This window comes from Corynebacterium vitaeruminis DSM 20294 (assembly GCF_000550805.1).
GTDB classification, from domain to species: domain Bacteria; phylum Actinomycetota; class Actinomycetes; order Mycobacteriales; family Mycobacteriaceae; genus Corynebacterium; species Corynebacterium vitaeruminis.
On the sequence record NZ_CP004353.1, the window covers coordinates 2,281,012 to 2,299,182 of the forward strand.

At 59.7% G+C, this 18,171-nt stretch carries 14 protein-coding genes, 1 tRNA gene, 2 pseudogenes and 1 CRISPR repeat array; of the genes and pseudogenes, 8 read left to right on the plus strand and 9 right to left on the minus strand.

Features of this window, described 5'->3' with window-relative positions; all coding sequences use genetic code 11:
- The first annotated feature begins 1 nt into the window (after position 1).
- From cas1 to B843_RS10340, 5 genes are all read left to right on the plus strand, one after another.
- Entirely contained in the window at positions 2 to 919 is a 918-nt protein-coding gene (gene cas1, locus B843_RS13585; RefSeq protein ID WP_081751572.1) for a type II CRISPR-associated endonuclease Cas1, read from the plus strand.
- Positions 903 to 1,232 carry a CRISPR-associated endonuclease Cas2 gene (cas2, locus tag B843_RS13590; RefSeq protein ID WP_081751573.1) on the plus strand — a complete coding sequence of 110 codons (330 nt, stop codon included), beginning with the start codon at positions 903 to 905 and terminating at the stop codon, positions 1,230 to 1,232. Before cas1 ends, cas2 begins: the two co-directional genes overlap by 17 nt.
- Positions 1,233 to 1,283: 51 nt before the next feature.
- Positions 1,284 to 3,947: a CRISPR direct-repeat array (repeat unit 36 nt; unit sequence GAAGTCTACCAGGGGTTTTATGAACTGAACCCCAGC).
- Positions 3,948 to 4,085: 138 nt separating this feature from the next.
- Positions 4,086 to 4,715 carry an oligoribonuclease gene (orn, locus tag B843_RS10325; RefSeq protein WP_025253429.1) on the plus strand — a complete coding sequence of 210 codons (630 nt, stop codon included), beginning with the start codon at positions 4,086 to 4,088 and terminating at the stop codon, positions 4,713 to 4,715.
- 49 nt (positions 4,716 to 4,764) lie between these two features.
- Positions 4,765 to 4,840, plus strand: a tRNA-His gene (locus tag B843_RS10330).
- 1,047 nt (positions 4,841 to 5,887) lie between these two features.
- On the plus strand, positions 5,888 to 6,487 hold the full coding sequence (locus tag B843_RS10340; protein ID WP_244877373.1) for a helix-turn-helix domain-containing protein: 600 nt from the start codon (positions 5,888 to 5,890) through the stop codon (positions 6,485 to 6,487).
- On the opposite strand, the pseudogene B843_RS10345 reads toward B843_RS10340, so the two are convergent.
- From B843_RS10345 to B843_RS10355, 3 genes and pseudogenes are all read right to left on the minus strand, one after another.
- A pseudogene (locus tag B843_RS10345) lies at positions 6,484 to 7,673 on the minus strand (IS256 family transposase); the annotation flags it as partial. The gene B843_RS10340 and the pseudogene B843_RS10345 sit on opposite strands and share 4 nt — an antisense overlap.
- A gap of 3 nt (positions 7,674 to 7,676) precedes the next feature.
- Positions 7,677 to 7,829: a hypothetical protein gene (locus tag B843_RS14295; RefSeq protein WP_038595470.1), complete on the minus strand. Its 153-nt coding sequence runs from the start codon at positions 7,827 to 7,829 to the stop codon at positions 7,677 to 7,679.
- A 169-nt stretch (positions 7,830 to 7,998) separates the two neighbouring features.
- Positions 7,999 to 8,763, minus strand: coding sequence for an NAD-dependent deacylase (locus tag B843_RS10355; protein WP_025253432.1), 765 nt, complete (start codon positions 8,761 to 8,763; stop codon positions 7,999 to 8,001).
- A 157-nt stretch (positions 8,764 to 8,920) separates the two neighbouring features.
- On the opposite strand from B843_RS10355, the gene B843_RS10360 reads away from it, so the two are divergent.
- Positions 8,921 to 9,769, plus strand: coding sequence for a metal-dependent hydrolase (locus B843_RS10360; protein WP_025253433.1), 849 nt, complete (start codon positions 8,921 to 8,923; stop codon positions 9,767 to 9,769).
- A 169-nt stretch (positions 9,770 to 9,938) separates the two neighbouring features.
- Here the strand turns inward: B843_RS10360 and B843_RS10365 are convergent, their stop codons facing one another.
- The 4 genes from B843_RS10365 to B843_RS10380 form a co-directional block, all read right to left on the minus strand.
- Complete coding sequence (locus B843_RS10365; RefSeq protein WP_025253434.1) at positions 9,939 to 10,610, minus strand: metal-dependent transcriptional regulator; 672 nt, start codon at positions 10,608 to 10,610, stop codon at positions 9,939 to 9,941.
- A 4-nt stretch (positions 10,611 to 10,614) separates the two neighbouring features.
- Complete coding sequence (locus B843_RS10370) at positions 10,615 to 12,123, minus strand: PH domain-containing protein (RefSeq protein ID WP_025253435.1); 1,509 nt, start codon at positions 12,121 to 12,123, stop codon at positions 10,615 to 10,617.
- The gene (locus B843_RS10375) at positions 12,120 to 12,569 is read right to left on the minus strand and encodes a PH domain-containing protein (protein ID WP_025253436.1); all 450 of its coding nucleotides are present in this window, start codon (positions 12,567 to 12,569) and stop codon (positions 12,120 to 12,122) included. The genes B843_RS10370 and B843_RS10375 overlap by 4 nt, the downstream gene beginning before the upstream one ends.
- Positions 12,570 to 12,658: 89 nt before the next feature.
- A complete protein-coding gene (locus B843_RS10380) occupies positions 12,659 to 13,456 on the minus strand; it encodes a glycosyltransferase family 2 protein (protein ID WP_025253437.1) in 798 nt (265 codons plus the stop codon).
- Between the two features lie 89 nt (positions 13,457 to 13,545).
- Here B843_RS10380 and B843_RS10385 point away from each other — a divergent pair.
- Positions 13,546 to 14,975 (plus strand): annotated as a pseudogene (locus tag B843_RS10385) (cryptochrome/photolyase family protein).
- Here B843_RS10385 and B843_RS10390 read toward each other — a convergent pair.
- Positions 14,968 to 16,527: an SDR family oxidoreductase gene (locus B843_RS10390; RefSeq protein ID WP_025253438.1), complete on the minus strand. Its 1,560-nt coding sequence runs from the start codon at positions 16,525 to 16,527 to the stop codon at positions 14,968 to 14,970. The pseudogene B843_RS10385 and the gene B843_RS10390 overlap by 8 nt on opposite strands.
- A 152-nt stretch (positions 16,528 to 16,679) precedes the next feature.
- Here B843_RS10390 and B843_RS10395 point away from each other — a divergent pair, with 152 nt between their 5' ends.
- On the plus strand, positions 16,680 to 17,330 hold the full coding sequence (locus tag B843_RS10395) for a lipocalin family protein (protein WP_025253439.1): 651 nt from the start codon (positions 16,680 to 16,682) through the stop codon (positions 17,328 to 17,330).
- A gap of 71 nt (positions 17,331 to 17,401) precedes the next feature.
- Here B843_RS10395 and B843_RS10400 read toward each other — a convergent pair whose 3' ends face one another.
- Positions 17,402 to 18,031, minus strand: a complete 630-nt coding sequence (locus B843_RS10400) for a MarR family winged helix-turn-helix transcriptional regulator (RefSeq protein ID WP_025253440.1) — start codon at positions 18,029 to 18,031, stop codon at positions 17,402 to 17,404.
- Positions 18,032 to 18,171: the final 140 nt, after the last annotated feature.

Consider the following 18,171-nt stretch of genomic DNA (forward strand, 5'->3'; position numbering starts at 1 on the left):
AATGAACGCTGGCTGGCAGGTGCTTGATTTCACGAGTTTCAAGGGTACGATTTCCTACTCTCGAGGTCAGCTCCGTGTACTTCCAGGGGATAGCGATGACGGGATCGAAGTACCTCTTTCTCCTGTGGCGGTCGTCCTCGTCGGGGTCTCGGCATCTGTTAGCGGAGCCGTGCTTTCTAAACTGAGCGAATACGACATCGCACTTTTGGTGTGCGATTGGAGGGGAATCCCGGTCGCCGGCGCATGCCCATGGGCCGAACATACAAGAATTGGTGCCCGGCACCTCGCGCAGTCTGAGCTCTCCCGCCCGCGCAAGAAGGCTGCTTGGGCGAGAATTATTTCTGCAAAGATCAAAGGGCAAGCTTCCACGCTAAAAGCACTTGACGTCCCTGGGGCTGCTGAACTCATTGCAATGGGAAATCGGGTCCGGAGTGGTGACCCCGACAACTTGGAAGCACAGGCCGCTCGAAGGTTTTGGAGTTTGATCTCGGAAGGCAAAGAATTTTCTCGCGTGCCTGGTGCCGCTGCCGGATCAACCAATTCAGCGCTGGACTACGGCTACACCATCCTGCGAGGCTTTGGAATCCGGGCGGTAGCTTCGGCTGGACTATGCCCTTCACTCGGAGTATTTCACCACGGACGCTCAAACCAGTTCAATTTGGTAGACGATCTCATAGAACCGTTTAGGCCGGTCATTGATCACTCCGTGTTTTCAAATGAATGCTTTTCCGAGGATTTGAACAAGGAATCGAAGCAGCTTCTGGTTCAGGCCGCGAACAGCCAGTTTTCTCGAGATGGAGAACCCGTTCCAACTGCTATGTCCAAGCTCGCCCAAAACTTTGGTCGATACGTGGAAGACGAGGTCGGGTCATTAGACGTTCCGATTTGGAAAGGCCCATTCGATGCCGAGAAGGGATAGTGAGCCAGTGTGGTGCGTTGTAATGTTTGACCTCCCGGTGAAGACCAAGGCGGAAAGAAAGGCTGCTACTCATTTCAGAAACTCGTTGTTAGACATCGGCTTCTGCATGGCTCAATACAGCGTCTACGTTCAGTTCCTTCCATTAGCTTCTCGTATTCACGCATTAGTAAAGAGCATCAAGCAGGATCTTCCACCAGGTGGCGACATCAGAATTCTTTCCGTCACTGACAACCAGTGGTCAAAAACCATTCGATTCTCAAATGCAAAACCGGAACAACCAGAAGACGCGCCTAGCCAATTGATGATTTTCTAGGACAAGAAACCCCTGATAACTCCAGCTTAGGCGGCCATTTTCGGGCACACTGAAGTCTACCAGGGGTTTTATGAACTGAACCCCAGCTGATCCAGGAAGGCCCGCTTGCGGACGTGAAGTCTACCAGGGGTTTTATGAACTGAACCCCAGCCCGTCGCGGACCTTCTGCACGCCGACGAGAAGTCTACCAGGGGTTTTATGAACTGAACCCCAGCGGGCATGAGGAGGATTGCGGGGGAGACTGAAGTCTACCAGGGGTTTTATGAACTGAACCCCAGCCGGTGACCCACACCATGTACCGGTCATCGAAGTCTACCAGGGGTTTTATGAACTGAACCCCAGCTAAACCTAGCGCGGGAGTAAAACTCCACGAAGTCTACCAGGGGTTTTATGAACTGAACCCCAGCAGCGCTTTCACAATGCGGGATTTCCTACGAAGTCTACCAGGGGTTTTATGAACTGAACCCCAGCTGCGCCTTGGTCGGTCAGTGCTAGGAGGGAAGTCTACCAGGGGTTTTATGAACTGAACCCCAGCTGCCGGGGGTGCGGCACAGACTGATGGGGAAGTCTACCAGGGGTTTTATGAACTGAACCCCAGCTGTCGTGGCTGTCAGTGTGTGGGCGGTTTGAAGTCTACCAGGGGTTTTATGAACTGAACTCCAGCATTGACAGTGCTGGTCTTCTTGTGCTAGAGAAGTCTACCAGGGGTTTTATGAACTGAACCCCAGCTGGTGAGCCACGACGGGATTTCTTGTTGGAAGTCTACCAGGGGTTTTATGAACTGAACCCCAGCATTCAGACCCATCAAAGTAGGCATGCTTGAAGTCTACCAGGGGTTTTATGAACTGAACCCCAGCATATCCAGCATCAGAAGCGCGCTCAACAGAAGTCTACCAGGGGTTTTATGAACTGAACCCCAGCGAACGCGTGGACGGGATTCACTACCGGCGAAGTCTACCAGGGGTTTTATGAACTGAACCCCAGCGCAATGGGGCTTGGGTGCGAACGCTTGTGAAGTCTACCAGGGGTTTTATGAACTGAACCCCAGCCATGTGGCGGCGGCGTGTTCCTTGGTCGGAAGTCTACCAGGGGTTTTATGAACTGAACCCCAGCTCGAGGAGATCACGGCCCTAGATCGTAAGAAGTCTACCAGGGGTTTTATGAACTGAACCCCAGCCGCTAACCCCGTGGCGCACACCGAGCTAGAAGTCTACCAGGGGTTTTATGAACTGAACCCCAGCGGTCTTTGGAATGCAAAAACCGCCGTGAGAAGTCTACCAGGGGTTTTATGAACTGAACCCCAGCCCGGTATTCCTATATATGCAAAAAAGAAGAAGTCTACCAGGGGTTTTATGAACTGAACCCCAGCTCATGCGCTGCATGAGCCATTCGTACCGGAAGTCTACCAGGGGTTTTATGAACTGAACCCCAGCATGGCTATTACCACCTTCATTCCGAAGCGAAGTCTACCAGGGGTTTTATGAACTGAACCCCAGCCGCGTCAATACCTCCCTACTTAAGGCCGGAAGTCTACCAGGGGTTTTATGAACTGAACCCCAGCTTGGCGCCGCGTGATGTTCCACCGCCTACGAAGTCTACCAGGGGTTTTATGAACTGAACCCCAGCGGTCATGGCATACCTAATGGATAAGCCAGAAGTCTACCAGGGGTTTTATGAACTGAACCCCAGCGAATCAGCATGTCATTGAGGATCTCGTGGAAGTCTACCAGGGGTTTTATGAACTGAACCCCAGCCGCTGCGACACCCACCAATGATCACCCGGAAGTCTACCAGGGGTTTTATGAACTGAACCCCAGCTGCTAGGGATGCGGCTTTTGTTACGAGGGAAGTCTACCAGGGGTTTTATGAACTGAACCCCAGCGTCCATTTTGCCCGAAGATAGCGAGCGCGAAGTCTACCAGGGGTTTTATGAACTGAACCCCAGCCTGATTCATCTCACCAGTAGTCCCGGCCAGAAGTCTACCAGGGGTTTTATGAACGGAACCCCAGCGGGTGGGAAACAACAGCATGTTGCCCCGGAAGTCTACCAGGGGTTTTATGAACTGAACCCCAGCCCTGTGGGCCTTTTTCACGAAGACCGAGGAAGTCTACCAGGGGTTTTATGAACTGAACCCCAGCTGGGGGCGGCGACTGTTTCTAATACGGGGAAGTCTACCAGGGGTTTTATGAACTGAACCCCAGCCTCTCAACCACATGCTCACCAGAGTTATGAAGTCTACCAGGGGTTTTATGAACTGAACCCCAGCGACATCCTCGCATCAGCTAGCTTCTTGGGAAGTCTACCAGGGGTTTTATGAACTGAACCCCAGCCGAGTGGCTGGGATTGGGTGAAGACCCGGAAGTCTACCAGGGGTTTTATGAACTGAACCCCAGCCGAATGATGCGAAGATTTGGTGTGTGTTGAAGTCTACCAGGGGTTTTATGAACTGAACCCCAGCAGCGGGTGGGTGACGATGTTGTCTCCCGGAAGTCTACCAGGGGTTTTATGAACTGGACCCCAGCACCCGCAGACGGTTAGCCGGTTCATGCTGAAGTCTACCAGGGGTTTTATGAACTGAACCCCAGCAACCAAAAGGCGATGAGGACCGTTTGCCGAAGTCTACCAGGGGTTTTATGAACTGAACCCCAGCAACCAGAAGGCGATGAGGACCGTTTGCCGAAGTCTACCAGGGGTTTTATGAACTGAACCCAGCTGGTTCGCATCGAGATACCCGACTAAAACTACTAGCGGAAATTCTCGCCAAAGAGTTAGGACATCTAGGTTTACCCGCTGAGGAAAACAGACGAAGTTGGGTTGTTGGCGCCGGTTCGAACAGGATTAGACTATTCCCCATGACCGAACCCGTAGCCCCCAAGAACGACCGCCTCGTCTGGATCGACCTCGAGATGACCGGCCTCGACATCCACCGCCACACCATCGTGGAGATCGCGGCCCTAGTCACCGACGCCGAGCTCAACATCCTCGGCGAGGGCGTGGACCTCGTGGTGCACGCCACCGACGAAGAGCTGGCGGAGATGGACGACTTCGTCACCACCATGCACACCACCTCGGGGCTCATCGACGAGATCAAGGCCTCCACGATCACGCTGAAGGAAGCCGAGGACGCGGTGCTCAAACTCATCGAGGAGCACTGCGACCCGGAGCACCCGGCGCCGCTCGCGGGCAACTCGATCGCCACCGACCGCTCCTTCATCCGCGAGCAGATGCCGCGGCTGGACGAGGCGCTGCACTACCGCATGGTCGACGTCTCCTCGCTCAAGGAGCTCGCGCGCCGCTGGCAGCCGCGCGTCTACTTCAACCAGCCCGACAAGGGCATGGCCCACCGCGCGCTCGCGGACATCATCGAGTCGATCAGGGAGCTGGCCTACTACCGCGAGGCCATGTTCATCCCGGACCCCACCACTGAGCAGGCCGAGGCGGCGAAGGAGAAGGCTACTGGCCTCTACCAGCAGTTTTTGTAATTCAGAATCTTTGGGTTAATATTGTCCTCGCTGCTTAAACGCGGTGATGGTGGCTGTAGTTCAGCTGGTAGAGCACCAGGTTGTGATCCTGGGTGTCGCGGGTTCGAGCCCCGTCAGCCACCCCAAATAGCTCCCCTACCTGTGAAAACAGGTAGGGGAGCTTTTTATGCCTAACTCGGTTCAGGGGTTAAGGGTTAAGGCTCAAAATGTGTGTGTGGATTCCGTGATTTAGCGGTGCTGAGCAGGCAGTTTCGGGGATAAATAGCTTTCAGAGAGCTATTCGACCGCCAAATCCACTCAATACCGGCCAAGGCTGCCGTCGTGTGGTAAGGGATCACGGTTTGCTTATATCCCATGTCAACGAATCGACCTCCTTGCGAACTGTGCCGAGGTAGAACCATCAAAAACGGTTTCACCTCCAAGAAAATCAGACGGTGGCGCTGCTTAGAATGTGTCACAGCTTCACTAGGAACACCCAGACCAACGCGAATAAGAAAGCAGCCTTCCGCCTATTCCTCGCATGGATTATGTCCACCCAATCGCTGGCCCATCACGCGAAAACCCGCGGTATATCCCGATCAACAGTCAAAATACGCCTCGTGTGGTACAGGCTTAGACGTCGAGCAAAGGTAGCCCCACAACATTCACTCGGCATCCGATACGGCCAAATCTGACACGTCGAAGAAACACACATTTTGAGCCTTAACCCCGGTTCAGCTTTAAACTACGCTTAAGCAGTCAGATTCACGCCGCGTAGCACAGTGGCGCCGACGGCATACATAACAGTCCCCTCCCGAAAGATCCGTCATGCATCCTATCCCCGTAGACTTGATGTGATTTTTACGTGTAGCGAAAGTAGTTAGGAAGGCTGCTCTTTTGATTCATGATGCCCTGAAGAAAAATGAGACCATTGACGCAAATTCAGCGCTCGCTGAAAAGGTTGCCGTAGAGCTGCCTGGTTTCATCGACAAGGACGGTAGATTCCTTAGTTCTAAGTTCGAGTCCGCGTTATCTGATGTTGACGTCGATATGTCTCGGGAGACCTACGGGTTATCGTTCGTGGGTAAATCCTACGGTGATTACCAGTACGGGTGTCAGTGACGGTGGAAAAGTAGCCCAAGAATGACGGTGGAAAAGTAGCCCATCCGAGAAGAATTGGATGGGTGATTTCCATGGATGATTGGGCGCAGATCAGGATTTTGCGCAAAGATGGCATGTCGATTCGCAAGATCGCAGCAACAGTCGGCTGCGCGAAAAAGACGGTAGAGCGGGCCTTAGCCAGCAACACACCTCCGTCGTATTCGAAACGAGCTCCACAAAAGACCGCGTTTGACGAGGTGGAACTGGACGTTAGGGCCTTGCTCGACGAGGTCCCTGATATGAAAGCCACGGTTATCGCACAGCGCGTCGCCTGGCAGGGCTCGATGTCGTGGTTTAGGGAAAACATCCGACGAATCCGCCCCGAGTATCTCCCCCACGACCCAGTCGATACCCTCGACCATAAGCCAGGTGTGCAGATTCAATGTGACCTCATGTTCCCCGATGACGGTATCCCCGATACGCACGGTCACGCGGGGGTGTTCCCGGTGTTGGTGATGGTGGCATCGTATTCCAGGTTCATGGCCGCGTGTGTTCTTCCCACTAGGACAACCGGTGATCTGGTGTCTGGGATGTGGCTGTTGCTTCAGCAACGTTTTGGCGTAGTACCCAAGCAACTGTTGTGGGATCACGAGGGCGTGTCAAGTTGTTTGTGTGTGGGGTGTGATTGTTAGAGGTAGGGCTCGAAGCGATCAGGGTAAGCCACTGACATCTGATTGATGGCCTGCTTCCAGTTCGTCACCCGCCTGCCCTCGATCAGCCGACCACTGGAAGCCACGACCCGTTTACCCTGCTTCGCACGTTTCGCGGCCCGCTTATCCTCGATATTGCAGATCATCAACCACAAGGTTTTGACCGCAGACTCATCGTTGGTGAACTGCACCCGATTCCGGGTGGCTTTACGCAGCTCATTATTCATCGACTCAATCGAGTTCGTGGTGTAGATCACCTTCCTGGCCATCGGGGGAAACTCCAGGAACGGGATGAACCGGTCCCACGCATCACGCCACACCTTCACCGACTGCGGATACTTCACCCCCAGCTCAGAGGCCTCAAACTCCGCCAAGGCCGCCAGAGCGGTCTGCTCGGTGGGGGCGGTGTAGATCTTCTTCAGCCCCGCAGACACCGCCTTACGGTCCCCGTAGGCCACCCACCTGTTCGCGGCCCTGATCAGATGCACGACACAGGTCTGCACCATCGAATCCGGCCAGGTCGCTTCCACCGCCTGCGGTAGGCCCTTGAGCCCGTCACAGCACACGATGAACACATCGTGCACTCCGCGGGCAGCGAGGTTGGTACACACCTGGGCCCAGAACGAGGCTCCTTCCTCTTTGGCCAGCCAGATACCCAGGATGTGTTTGATTCCCTCCATATCCACCCCGATAGCCAGGTGAGGGCGGACTTGTTGACCACCCGACCCCCGTCACGGACTTTGATGCGTAGTGCGTCGAGGAAGATCACGGGGTAGAACTCATCTAACTGGCGGTTCTGCCAGATCATCACCTCCTCCAACACCGCATCAGTGATCGCGGAGATCGTCTCATGGGAGATGTCCACGCCCATGGCGGTGGCCATGTGGTGCTGGATGTCTCGTATGGTCATGCCCCCGGCGTAGAGGCTGATGATCATGTCGTCGACGTCGGTGAGCCGGCGCGATCCTTTGGGCACCATTGTCGGCAGGAAGGAGCCGTTACGGTCCCGGGGGACAGCAACATCGATGGGCCCGTAGTTCGAATCGACTCGTTTGGGGTAGGAACCGTTGCGGGAGTTGTTCTGACCAGCAGCTTCCTTGCTGTCCCGGTCGCCGTGCTGGTAGCCGAGGTGGGCGTCCATCTCGGCGTTGAGGCCCCGGTTGATCGAGGCCTAGAGCAGGCCCCGGACAAGGTCGTTGGCGTCGGTGGTGGAGGTGCCAAGCTCGTCGATGAGCTTCGCCATTTCAGGGTTGGCCAGCAGTTTCTCCTCGATCGCTTTGATCTTGGCGGAGTCCTGGGGGTTTCGTCGTGCCACGGTAGTCATTATGGTTCATCTCCTTGATGTGAAGGGAATCCCTCATACACAAACCATTAGACACTCTCCCAGGGTCCTGCCCACACCTGCTGCGAAAAACTTTTCCATGTTCTACATCGTGCCCTTTCCCCCTTGGGAGTGGTATCCGCGGGGTGAGGGGGCGTCGACAAGCACCCGTTCAGACGCCAAGCCGCCTGACCAGCGCCGGGAGCCCCTCCGCGGCCGTCGCCCGCCACGAATACGTGGCGATCCGTGACAAATCAGTCTCTTTCGGCGTGATCTCAAGGATCGGCACCCCACGCTGATGCGCCAGAACGGGCAACGACGCCGCCGGATAGACAATCCCAGAAGTACCCACAATCACCACCAGATCAGCCTGCTGCATACGACGCTCCGCAACCGACCATTCCTCCTGTGGCAACGCCTCACCGAACCAGACCACCCCGGGACGCACCGGATTCCCACACAACGAACACGCCGGAGGAGTAAGCCGCTCCACCGGCTCCCGCGGATAATCCCCGTCATCCCGCCACGGTTTAGAACATATCGAACACCGAAAATCAAAGAGACTGCCATGCAGATGGGTGACCTCCGTGGAACCAGCCCGCTCATGGAGATCATCGATATTCTGCGTGGTCACATGCACCGTATCCACCAGGTGGCTGCCCTCCCAGTACGCGATGGCCTCATGCCCCGCATTGGGCCGCGCCTTCATCGCCTGTCCAGCGCGCCACCGGTACCACGCCCACATCGGCTCCGGATCCTGCACCCACGCATCGATGCTCGCCATCGCCTGCGGATCAACCTTCGACCACACCCCCGTCTCCGGATCACGATACGTCTCCAGCCCTGAATCGGCACTCATCCCGGCACCGGTAAATACCTCAATGTTGCGGGCCCCACGCGCCACGGCCACTGCCTGCATAATCGACTGCTCGTCCATGACCCCCAGGGTAGCGCTACGGCTGCACCCACGTTTTCAAGGCGAACAGCCAGGCGGACACGCTTAGGCAGGAGTTGTAAATACCCCGCCCACCACAGGGTCTAAAGTGTGAAAGACAGTACTATCCGATAACAATTTCGAAGGCAGGGATGCACCAATGGTCATGGGCCCCACCCATGCGATGAGTGGTGCCGCGGTCGGCCTGGCCGTGGCCCAGATCCTCCCGGAACAATGGGGTGGCGTCACCACCGCCGAAGAGACATTCATCTACGCAGGACTCGCTGCCGGAGCCGCCATGCTCCCCGATCTGGACGCCCCCTCCGCCACGGTCTCCCGTTCCTTCGGACCCGTGACACAAGTGATCTCCCGTTTCACCGAGAACATCGCGCAGACCTTCGTCAATGTCACCCGCGGCCGCAAGGACAAACCCTGCAAGAACGGCCACCGTACCGCCACCCACACCATCTGGGCTGCGCTGGCTGCAGGCATCGGAGCCACAGCCCTGATCGGTGCCTTCGGAAAAACAGCGGTAATCGGCCTGTTGTTCTTCCTCCTCGGTCTCGGCATCAGGGGGTTGCTGCCGGAATGGTCAAAAAAGACAGACTGGTTGATCGTCACCGGACTGTCCGCCGCCCTTGCCTACGCGGTGTGGAGTTATGTACCGGAGGAATCCTTCGGTGTGTTCCTCGGATCGGCGATCACGGTCGGATGCCTCACCCACATGCTGGGCGACCTGGCCACCAAACAGGGCATCCCCGCCTTCGCACCCCTGCTTCCCTTCAAGGGCCGACGCTGGTGGAACCTGAAGCTCCCGAAATTCCTCAGCATCCGCGCCAACGGGCCAGCCGACTGGATCCTGCTCACCGGTTTCACCATCGCCGTGATCGCCCAGATCGGCCTGGTTGCCTCAGGAAACATGCGTGACGTGATGCTGGATCTTCTGCCTTTCGAGGTGGTGGCCCAGGACTTGGGGATAACCGCCCCTGACTTTGCTGACCTGCACTAACCCAGAGATCCTGTTCCCAGAAACCGCGTGGCTTAACCCAGAGACCGCGACTGCTTTCTGGGGACAGGATCTCTGGGTTATGGGGTGGCATCTCCGTCCACGACATCGCATCACCGATATCAGTACTGATGTCGGGGTTGAGGTGGCGAGACCCTGTCCACGGCCCCGCCTACATCTGCACGGTGATCAGGGGCAGCTGGGTGACTGCGAGGGGGAAGCGCTGTCCGGTCTCCTCGACCACGGCTTCGACGATGCCGGCGAAGGGTTCTCTGGCGATGGTGATCCGGGATCCCGGGACCACACCGTGTTCGGCGAGGTAGCGCAGCAGTTCGGGGTCGATGTCCTGGACGCGGGTGATGGTGACGGTGACACCGGGTACGGCCGTGGCGAGGGTGGTGTGGCCGAGGTCGTCGATAAGCCCCTCGGCGGTGGGGATGGGATCACCGTGGGGGTCGCGACGTGGGTGGCCGAGGTGGGCGTCGATACGCGCGATGAGCCGGTCGGAGGCGGCGTGCTCCAACAGATCGGCATCCTCGTGGACTTCATCCCAGGTGTAACCCAGCACGTCGTGGAGGAAGGTCTCCAGCAGACGGTGGCGGCGCACCATCTCCAGCGCGAGTGCCCGGCCGGTGGCGGTGAGGGTGACACCGGAGTAGCGCTCATGATGCACCAGGTCGCGGGCGGCCAGACGTTTGATGGCCTCGGATGCGGTGGGGGTTTTCTGTTCGAGGATCTCCGCGATCTCACCGAGGGTGGCGGGTTGGCCGCCGTTGCGGTCGGTGATGTCCCAGATCGTCTTCAGATAGTCCTGGGTCTTGTCGGGAAGATCTGAGATGTGCATGTCGCTAATCGTATCCCACGGTCCCAGCACGATTTTCCCCCTCAACCTCCGGTGACTCAACCTCTGATCCCTCAACCACTGGACCGGTCAACTTCGGAAGGGATCTGCGTCGCAGGACGGTGAGCAGCTCCATGCCCTCGGCGTAGGTGAGGTCACTGCCTTGCATGGATACCGGCCCGGGTACCAGGTTGAGCTTCACGGTGCTCAGGTCCAGCAGCTTCTGGACGGGACCGCGTTTGAGGGTGAGTTCCTGGATGTGGCTGACATCGATGAGTGCCATGCGGTGGTAGAACCGACCGGAGTGAACGATCACGGCACGCGGCGCGGTATCGGTGCCAGCGCCGCCGGACTCCCCCACCAGCGTGACGCCCTGCTGTTTCCTGTCCACGGGGGAAACCCATGTGGCCTGCGGTGGGCTGGTGTAGGTCGGGTGGGTGATGCCGGCGGGGTCGGCGTAGGTCTCGAGCTCGCCGCCATCCAGTGGTCCGACTACCTCGATGAGGCGGAGCGCCAGATCCCTCGTCCCCACGGGAAGCAGACGCGTGGTGCCGCTCTGTTTGGTCTCCACACCGTAGCCCGCGACCGAGACCGATACTGTCCACCAGCCGAACAGGCGCCACAGCAGCGGTTGGGTCATGGACACCCCGTGGATGCGGCTGAGGGGGATCGACTGGCGGCGTCGATCGGCAAGCCCGTAGGAGACATTGAGGATGTCGCCTGCGAGATCAGCCTGGAATTTCCAGGATTTGTCGATGAGGTTCCACACCGAGGGAACCAGACCCACGACAACGGGCACCAGGGCTGTGATCCCCAGTGGGGTGAAGGCAATGATCAGCAGCGCCAGCACCGTGATGACGGTGTTGAGGGACACCGCGGTGCTGCCCAGGGTGCGCATGATGGGGATGGAGGGCACGACCTGCCTCCCGGTGGCCACCGATGTTTCCATGGTCCGGGGCGAGTCCATGTCTGACAATCCGACCCCCTCCTGCACCGGCTGCGGATCAGCACGCCGGGCGTGGGTGGCGTCGATGAGCTGTCGGCGCAACTCCTCAGCCTCGGAGCGTTTGAGGAAGGCGATATCGATGGCGGAGTTGTTGCCACCGGCAGTCTCCACGCGGACGGCGGCCACGCGGAAGATGCGGGCGATCACTGATTCCACCAGGTCAACGGCCTGGATGCGATCATAACGGGCGGTGCGCAGCTGGGTGTTGAGCACGCCGCGGCGGTGCTGGACCTCTTCGTCGGTCAGGCGGAACCCGGTGGCTTTCCACCAGATCAGTGACAGCAGCCAGATCAGCACGCAGGCCAGCACGAATCCACCGAGGGAGGCCAGCAGGGGCCAGATGACCACGTCGGTATCCTCGCTCAGCGCGGTCCAGATCGCCTGCAGGGAGGACAGGTTGAGGTTGAGGATGAGGCCGGCGAGCACGGCGAGAATGAGTGTCCAGAAGCGCAGCAGCGGGGTGAGTGGGTGGACCCGGCGAAAATCATCGGTGGTCTGAGCGGTGGTCACAGTCCACTCATCCTCTCCCGCGCCTTGATGGCCAGACGGTCGCGCAGGGCATCGGCGACGTCAGCGGGCAGGCCCTTCACCGAGGAGTCGGTGGTGGCGGAGGCGGTGTTGAGTTTGACCGTCTTCATCCCCAGGGCGCGTTCAATGGGCCCGGCGGTGACATCGACGAACTGGATGCGCCCGTAGGGAATCACGGTGTAGGTATGCCAGAGTTTGCCTCGGGTGAGCAGGAGTTCGTCCTCGGTCTCCAACCAACCCAGCCTTTTGACCTGCTGGGGGATCAGCCACACCATCCAGATCAGCATCACCACGGCCACGGTGGTGCCGAGGTAGAACCACGGGGACACCCAGACACCGGCCGCTGCGAAACCAAGGGCGATCAATACCCACCACGGCAGGGTGCCGATGTACCGGGCCGTGGTCAGTTTCGGCGAGACGGGGTTCATGCCCTCGTGGGGCTCAGGTGTGGTGTGCTTCATGTCCCCCATTGTGCCCGTAGGTTCCCCGCTCAGCGATACCGGGGCGATACCGGGGATCAGGCCTGCAGATCCGCCGGTAGAAGGCGTTGGGGGACGATGGAGGCGTCGACAAGCCCGCGGCGGACGAGGCGGACGTAGACGGGTTCGCGTTCCCACGCTGAGCGAATGGTGTGGAACCCGCGGGCAACGCGGGTCCACAGCTGGCGCACGCCGAACAGTGCCCGGGGGTGCATCATCACCGTCAGGTCGCGTTGGAACCACACGGTTTCATGCGGGCGGACGAAGAAGGAGAAGTACATGTCCTCATGCACGAAGGTGTTGGCCAGGTCGATGTCATCCCGGACCTCCTCCCACCAGGTTCTGCTCAGTGAACAGTTCGAGCCGAAGATCGGATAGTGCCCGAGTGCCTGCTTCGAGGCCCAGCGGTAGGCACCCAGGTAGAGGTCGGCGCTCCACCGCCCCAGATGCCCGGGGAGCTGGAAGGATCCGATACCGGTCAGTGCCACCACGGTCCGGGTGGGGTCCTGTTCTGCCTGGTCCCAGATGCGGTGGATGCGGTCGAGGTAGTCGACAGGCAGGGTGCAGTCGGCGTCGATACGCACGATCACGTCACCGCTCGCGGCGTTATATCCGGCCGCGCTTGCCCAGGTGATGCCCCGGCGCGGTTCACGGATGACGGTCGCGTCGGCGGCCTCGGCCACCCGGACGGAATCATCGGTGCTGCCGTTGTCGACCACGATGATCTGATCCGGGGTGACGGTCTGGGCGTTGATTGAGGCGAGGCAGTCGCGGAGCAGATCCGCATCGTTGAGGCAGGGAATGACGACGGTGAGTGTGCGGCGTGGGGAGGGCATTGTGACCCGGGCTTTCTACGCAGTGTGTCTACACATGGAAGGTGGGTGCGGCGGGAGTGCCCGCGGGGTTTATTTTAGACTCGTTGTTCATGAGCCTCTCAACCGCGTCCCCCACCATCGTCTGGTTCCGCGATGATCTCCGCATCCAGAACAATGCCGCCCTGGCCTGGGCCGCCGACCGCGGGCCGGTGATCGGCCTGTTCATCGACGAGGATCAGCCCCGCGCCCTGGGTGGTGCCGCGCGCTGGTGGCGCGAACGCAGTCTGACCATGCTTGCCGACGCCCTGTCCACCCACGGGGTTCCCCTCCTGCGGCGCTCCGGCGATCCGGTGGCGCTGGTGGCGGAGGCAGTCCGTGAGACCGGGGCGGGCGCCGTGACCTGGAACCGCCGCTACCACGGACCACTCCGCGAGATGGATGCTGAGATCAAGACGCAGCTGCGGGAGCAGGGGCTGGAGGTGCACAGTCACGCCGGGTTCCTACTGACCGAACCATGGGAGGTCACCAGCGGCGCCGGCACCGGCTACAAGGTCTACACCCCGTTCTCCAAGGCGGCTTTCCCCCTGGCAGACGAATCCGCCGCACAGCTGGGTGATCCTCTGCCCACCCGACTGACCGGTCCCGATGCCCCCATGACAGATACCGGGACGCCCCCTGCGCCCGACCCCTTCTGGGCCACGGAGCTGTCCACCCACTGCCACCCCGGTGAGCAGGCCGCCCTGGACCGCCTCGGGATTTTCCTCGACCGGATGCGCGAGCGCGGCGGGTACGCTGACGGCCGCGATGAGATGGCCCGCGAGGTCACCAGTGGTCTGTCCCCCCATCTGCGTTTCGGTGAGATCAGCGTGCACCGGGTGTGGGCGGAGGTCACGGCAGCCGCGGATGCAGGTGACATCGACGCCAACGATGCCCAGGTGTTCCGCAAGGAACTGCTGTGGCGTGATTTCGCCTGGCACCGCCTCTACGCCCTGCCCGACATGGCCACCACCAATGTCCGCGAGCAGTTCAACCGTTTCGGCTGGGCGTGGGATGAACGCGAGGCCACCCGGCTTGTCGACGCCGCCACCCCCTGTCCCCCACCTCCTCCGATGAGTTCCACGTGGCATTTGCGGCCTGGCGCGCCGGGCGCACCGGCATCCCCCTGGTGGATGCCGGCATGCGGGAGCTGTGGGTAACCGGCTCCATGCACAACCGCTCCCGCATGGTGGTGGCCAGTTTCCTCACCAAGAACCTGCAGATCCACTGGCGGCACGGCGAGGAATGGTTCTGGGAGACCCTGGTGGATGCCGACCCCGCCGCCAATGCCTTCAACTGGCAGTGGGCCGCGGGCAGCGGTGATGACGCCTCCCCGTATTTCCGGATCTTCAATCCGGAGACGCAGGCGAAGAAATTCGATCCGGATGAGACCTACATCCGGCGCTGGATCCCCGAATACGGCACCCCCGATTACCCCACCCCTATCGTGGATCTGAAGGAATCCCGGCGCGAGGCGCTGGATGCCTATGAGGCGGTTAAATAACCGAGTCCACCCCGTCGCGGGCTGCCTTGAGAATATTGCGGCGCATGAAGGGGAAGATCACCGAGTGGAATGGTGAAACCACCCACCAGTAGAGATAGCCCTGCAGCCCCTTGGGCTCAAACAGTGCCCGCTGGGTGTAGGTGGAACCACCGCCCTCATTGTCCTCCACCTCGAAGACCAGCCAGGCGTTGCCATCGACCTTCATCTCCGCGGTGAGCACCAGCCGGTTGGGTGGAGAGACCTCCGTGACCCGCCACCAGTCAAGCCGGTCCCCGGCCTTGAGGGTGCGGGGATCGCGTCGCCCGCCCAGGCCCGGTCCGCCGATGAGGCGGTCAGCGATACCCCGCAGACGCCACAGCAGCGGTGCGGAATACCACCCGTTGGGCCCACCGAGGCCCTCGATGATCGGCCAGACCTGCGCCGCGGTGAGGTCGGTGGTCTCGGTGCGGACATCCTGGTAGAGGGTTTTACCTGCCCACTCGGGATCGGTGGGGTGGCTGGCCCAGGCGGGCACACCCTCCTCCTCGGTGTCACCGAAGCGTGTCCAGCTGCGGTCCCAGGAGGTGGGCACCCCACGGTCGCTTTCAGCGGCCAGGGCGAGTTCCACCGCCCGGCGGTAATCGATGAGCCCTCCCGGGGGATCCGGGATGATGTCCTTGATGCTGTCCTCCTCGGTGACGGCGTCCTCCGCCATCGACTGTGCAAGTGGGAAGGTGAGCTGGAAGGGCACCGGAGTGACCAGGCTGATCCAGAAACCGCTCAACCTGTCCATGGGGAGATTGAGCGGAATGGAATGCACCCGTCGCTTCAACCCACGCACATCGGCGTAGATGCGCAGCAGATCGGCGAATTCGTAGGTCTCACCGCAGCCTATGTCACAGGCTTGATTCACCGGTTTGTCGAGATCCGCAGCGCAGACCAGGTAGTGCAGGGTGTCGCGGATGGCCAGCGGTTCAATCTGATTGGTGATCCACTGCGGTGCAGTCATGATAGGCAGGCGTTCGGTGAGGTGACGGATCATCTCGAAGGAGGCCGAACCGGAACCGATGAGGGTGGCGGCCCGCAGGATCAGTGAGGGGGTGTCGCTGTTGAGCAGGATCTGCGCCACCCGTTCGCGCGAGCGCATGTGTTTGGACAGGTCCTGAAGCGCACGGTCGCGGGGATGCAGACCGGACAGGTAGACCATCTGTTTTACTCCGGCGCGGTCGGCGGCAGCGGCGACGTTCTCCGCGGTGCGGCGCTCCTGCTCCTCGAAATCGATGTCCTTGCCGCCCATGGAGTGCACGAGGTAAAAGGCAACATCGACATCCTTGAAGAGGGCATCCAGATCGGCGGGCTCGGTGAGGTCGGCCTCAACCATCTCCACCTCACTGTGCCAGTCGAATCTTCCGAGGCTCTCCCGGCGGCGGGAGGTGGCGCGGACGGTGAAACCCGCAGCGAGCAGTTCCGTGACGAGACGACCCCCTACATACCCGGTGGCCCCGGTCACCAGAACCCGGCGTCGCGGATGGCGTGCGCTGTAATTCAAAGTGGGCTGGATGTGGCTGTTCATGGGAGCGAGTATAAGGATTTTCGGTGGTTGGGTTCAGGAGATCTTCCTGAGGTGCACTTTTGCGGAGATCTCCCGCGAGCAGCCGGTTTGTAGTACAATTCAAGAAGTATTAACTTTTGAGATAATATAAACAAAAAGAAAGGGAGTTACCCATGCGTCTGTCCAGAAAACTCACCATTGCAGCTCTGCTGTCCGCGCTGTCCATCACCGGGGCCAGCACCGCCCAGGCCCAGGACGTCTTCGACGGTGGCCGCCTTGCCGGCGGTTCATCCCAGATCGCCAACCTCAGCTCCACCCCGGAAAACCAGGCACTGCCGGAGATTGACCAGAAGGTGGATCTCGAGCGCTACCAGGGCAAGTGGTACCAGGTCGCAGCCATCCCGCAGCCCTACAGCCTGCAGTGCTCCAACGACACCACCGCGCAGTACGAAAAGATCGATGAGAACACCATCTCCGTGGCCAACTCCTGTGGCACCCCATTTGGCCCATCCGTCATCGAGGGCAAAGCCACGGTACGTTCCGATGCATCCCTCAAGGTCACCTTCGGCGGCGTGCCCTTCCAGACCGAGGGTGGTGAGCCGAACTACCGCGTGACCTACCTGGAGGACGACTACTCACTGGCTATCGTGGGCAGCCCCAACCGCCTGTCCGGTTTCGTCCTGTCCCGCACCCCGGACCTGAGCCCCGAGGACTGGACCAAGGTCCGCAACATCACGGAGGACCGTGGCTGGTGGTCATGTGCCTTCGTGACCGTGCCAGCAGCAGGCGGCAAGACCGACGTCTCGCCACTCTGCACCCTGTAGAAAACACCGGGAAACGCAACAGTCCCCAGGGAGGGAACATGATCCCCCTGGGGACTGAAAAGTTTGTACCACTAGCCGGAATTGACATCCTGACCGGCTGAGGGTGCAGCAGCGCGCGAACCGGCATCCCCCTCCGCCCAGGCGGCGTTGGAGAGGGAAAGTTCGTTGGCCATATCCTCCAGGAACCGGATAACCACCTCGCGCTCGTCACTGGTGAGCCGCTTGGCGGATTCAAAACGACGCGCCTGATGCCTACCTAAGGTCTCCATGGCCTCCGCCCGGGTGGCCTGGGTGACCTCGAGGGCGAACGCCCGACGGTCAACCGGGTGAACCTTTCGGATGATATGTTCACCCTTTTCCAGACGGTTGAGCATCTTGGTCACCGATGCCGGGGACAGGTTCAGGTGCACACCCAGCATTCCGGGGGTCACCACCTGGCCGGTGTTGCCCGCCACCATCAGATAATGCAGGGCACGCATGTCCTGCGCGCTGAGTGCCATATAACGCGAGGCGGCCGCGGCGACGGCCCGCTCGGTGTCACGGAGATTCGCCAGCGCCTTCATCAACCGCCCGATCTGCGCAAGATCAGCTGGCGACACGTCTGAGCGGTCGATGAGTTCGCTGCGCGGGTCGCTGGATTTCACATCATAGAGATTGTTGAGTGGCGACTCGTCCCCGTGCTTTGCTTCGGATTCCTGCATAGATCAATGATAACGCCTTTTTCTTTCAATGTCAGATACTGTTTAAAATTGAAAACATTAACATTTAAGATAATATTGTCGCTGATGCAGGTATACTTGCTCACACTACCGTTGTTGGACCGCTATTTCCTACTCCGAGT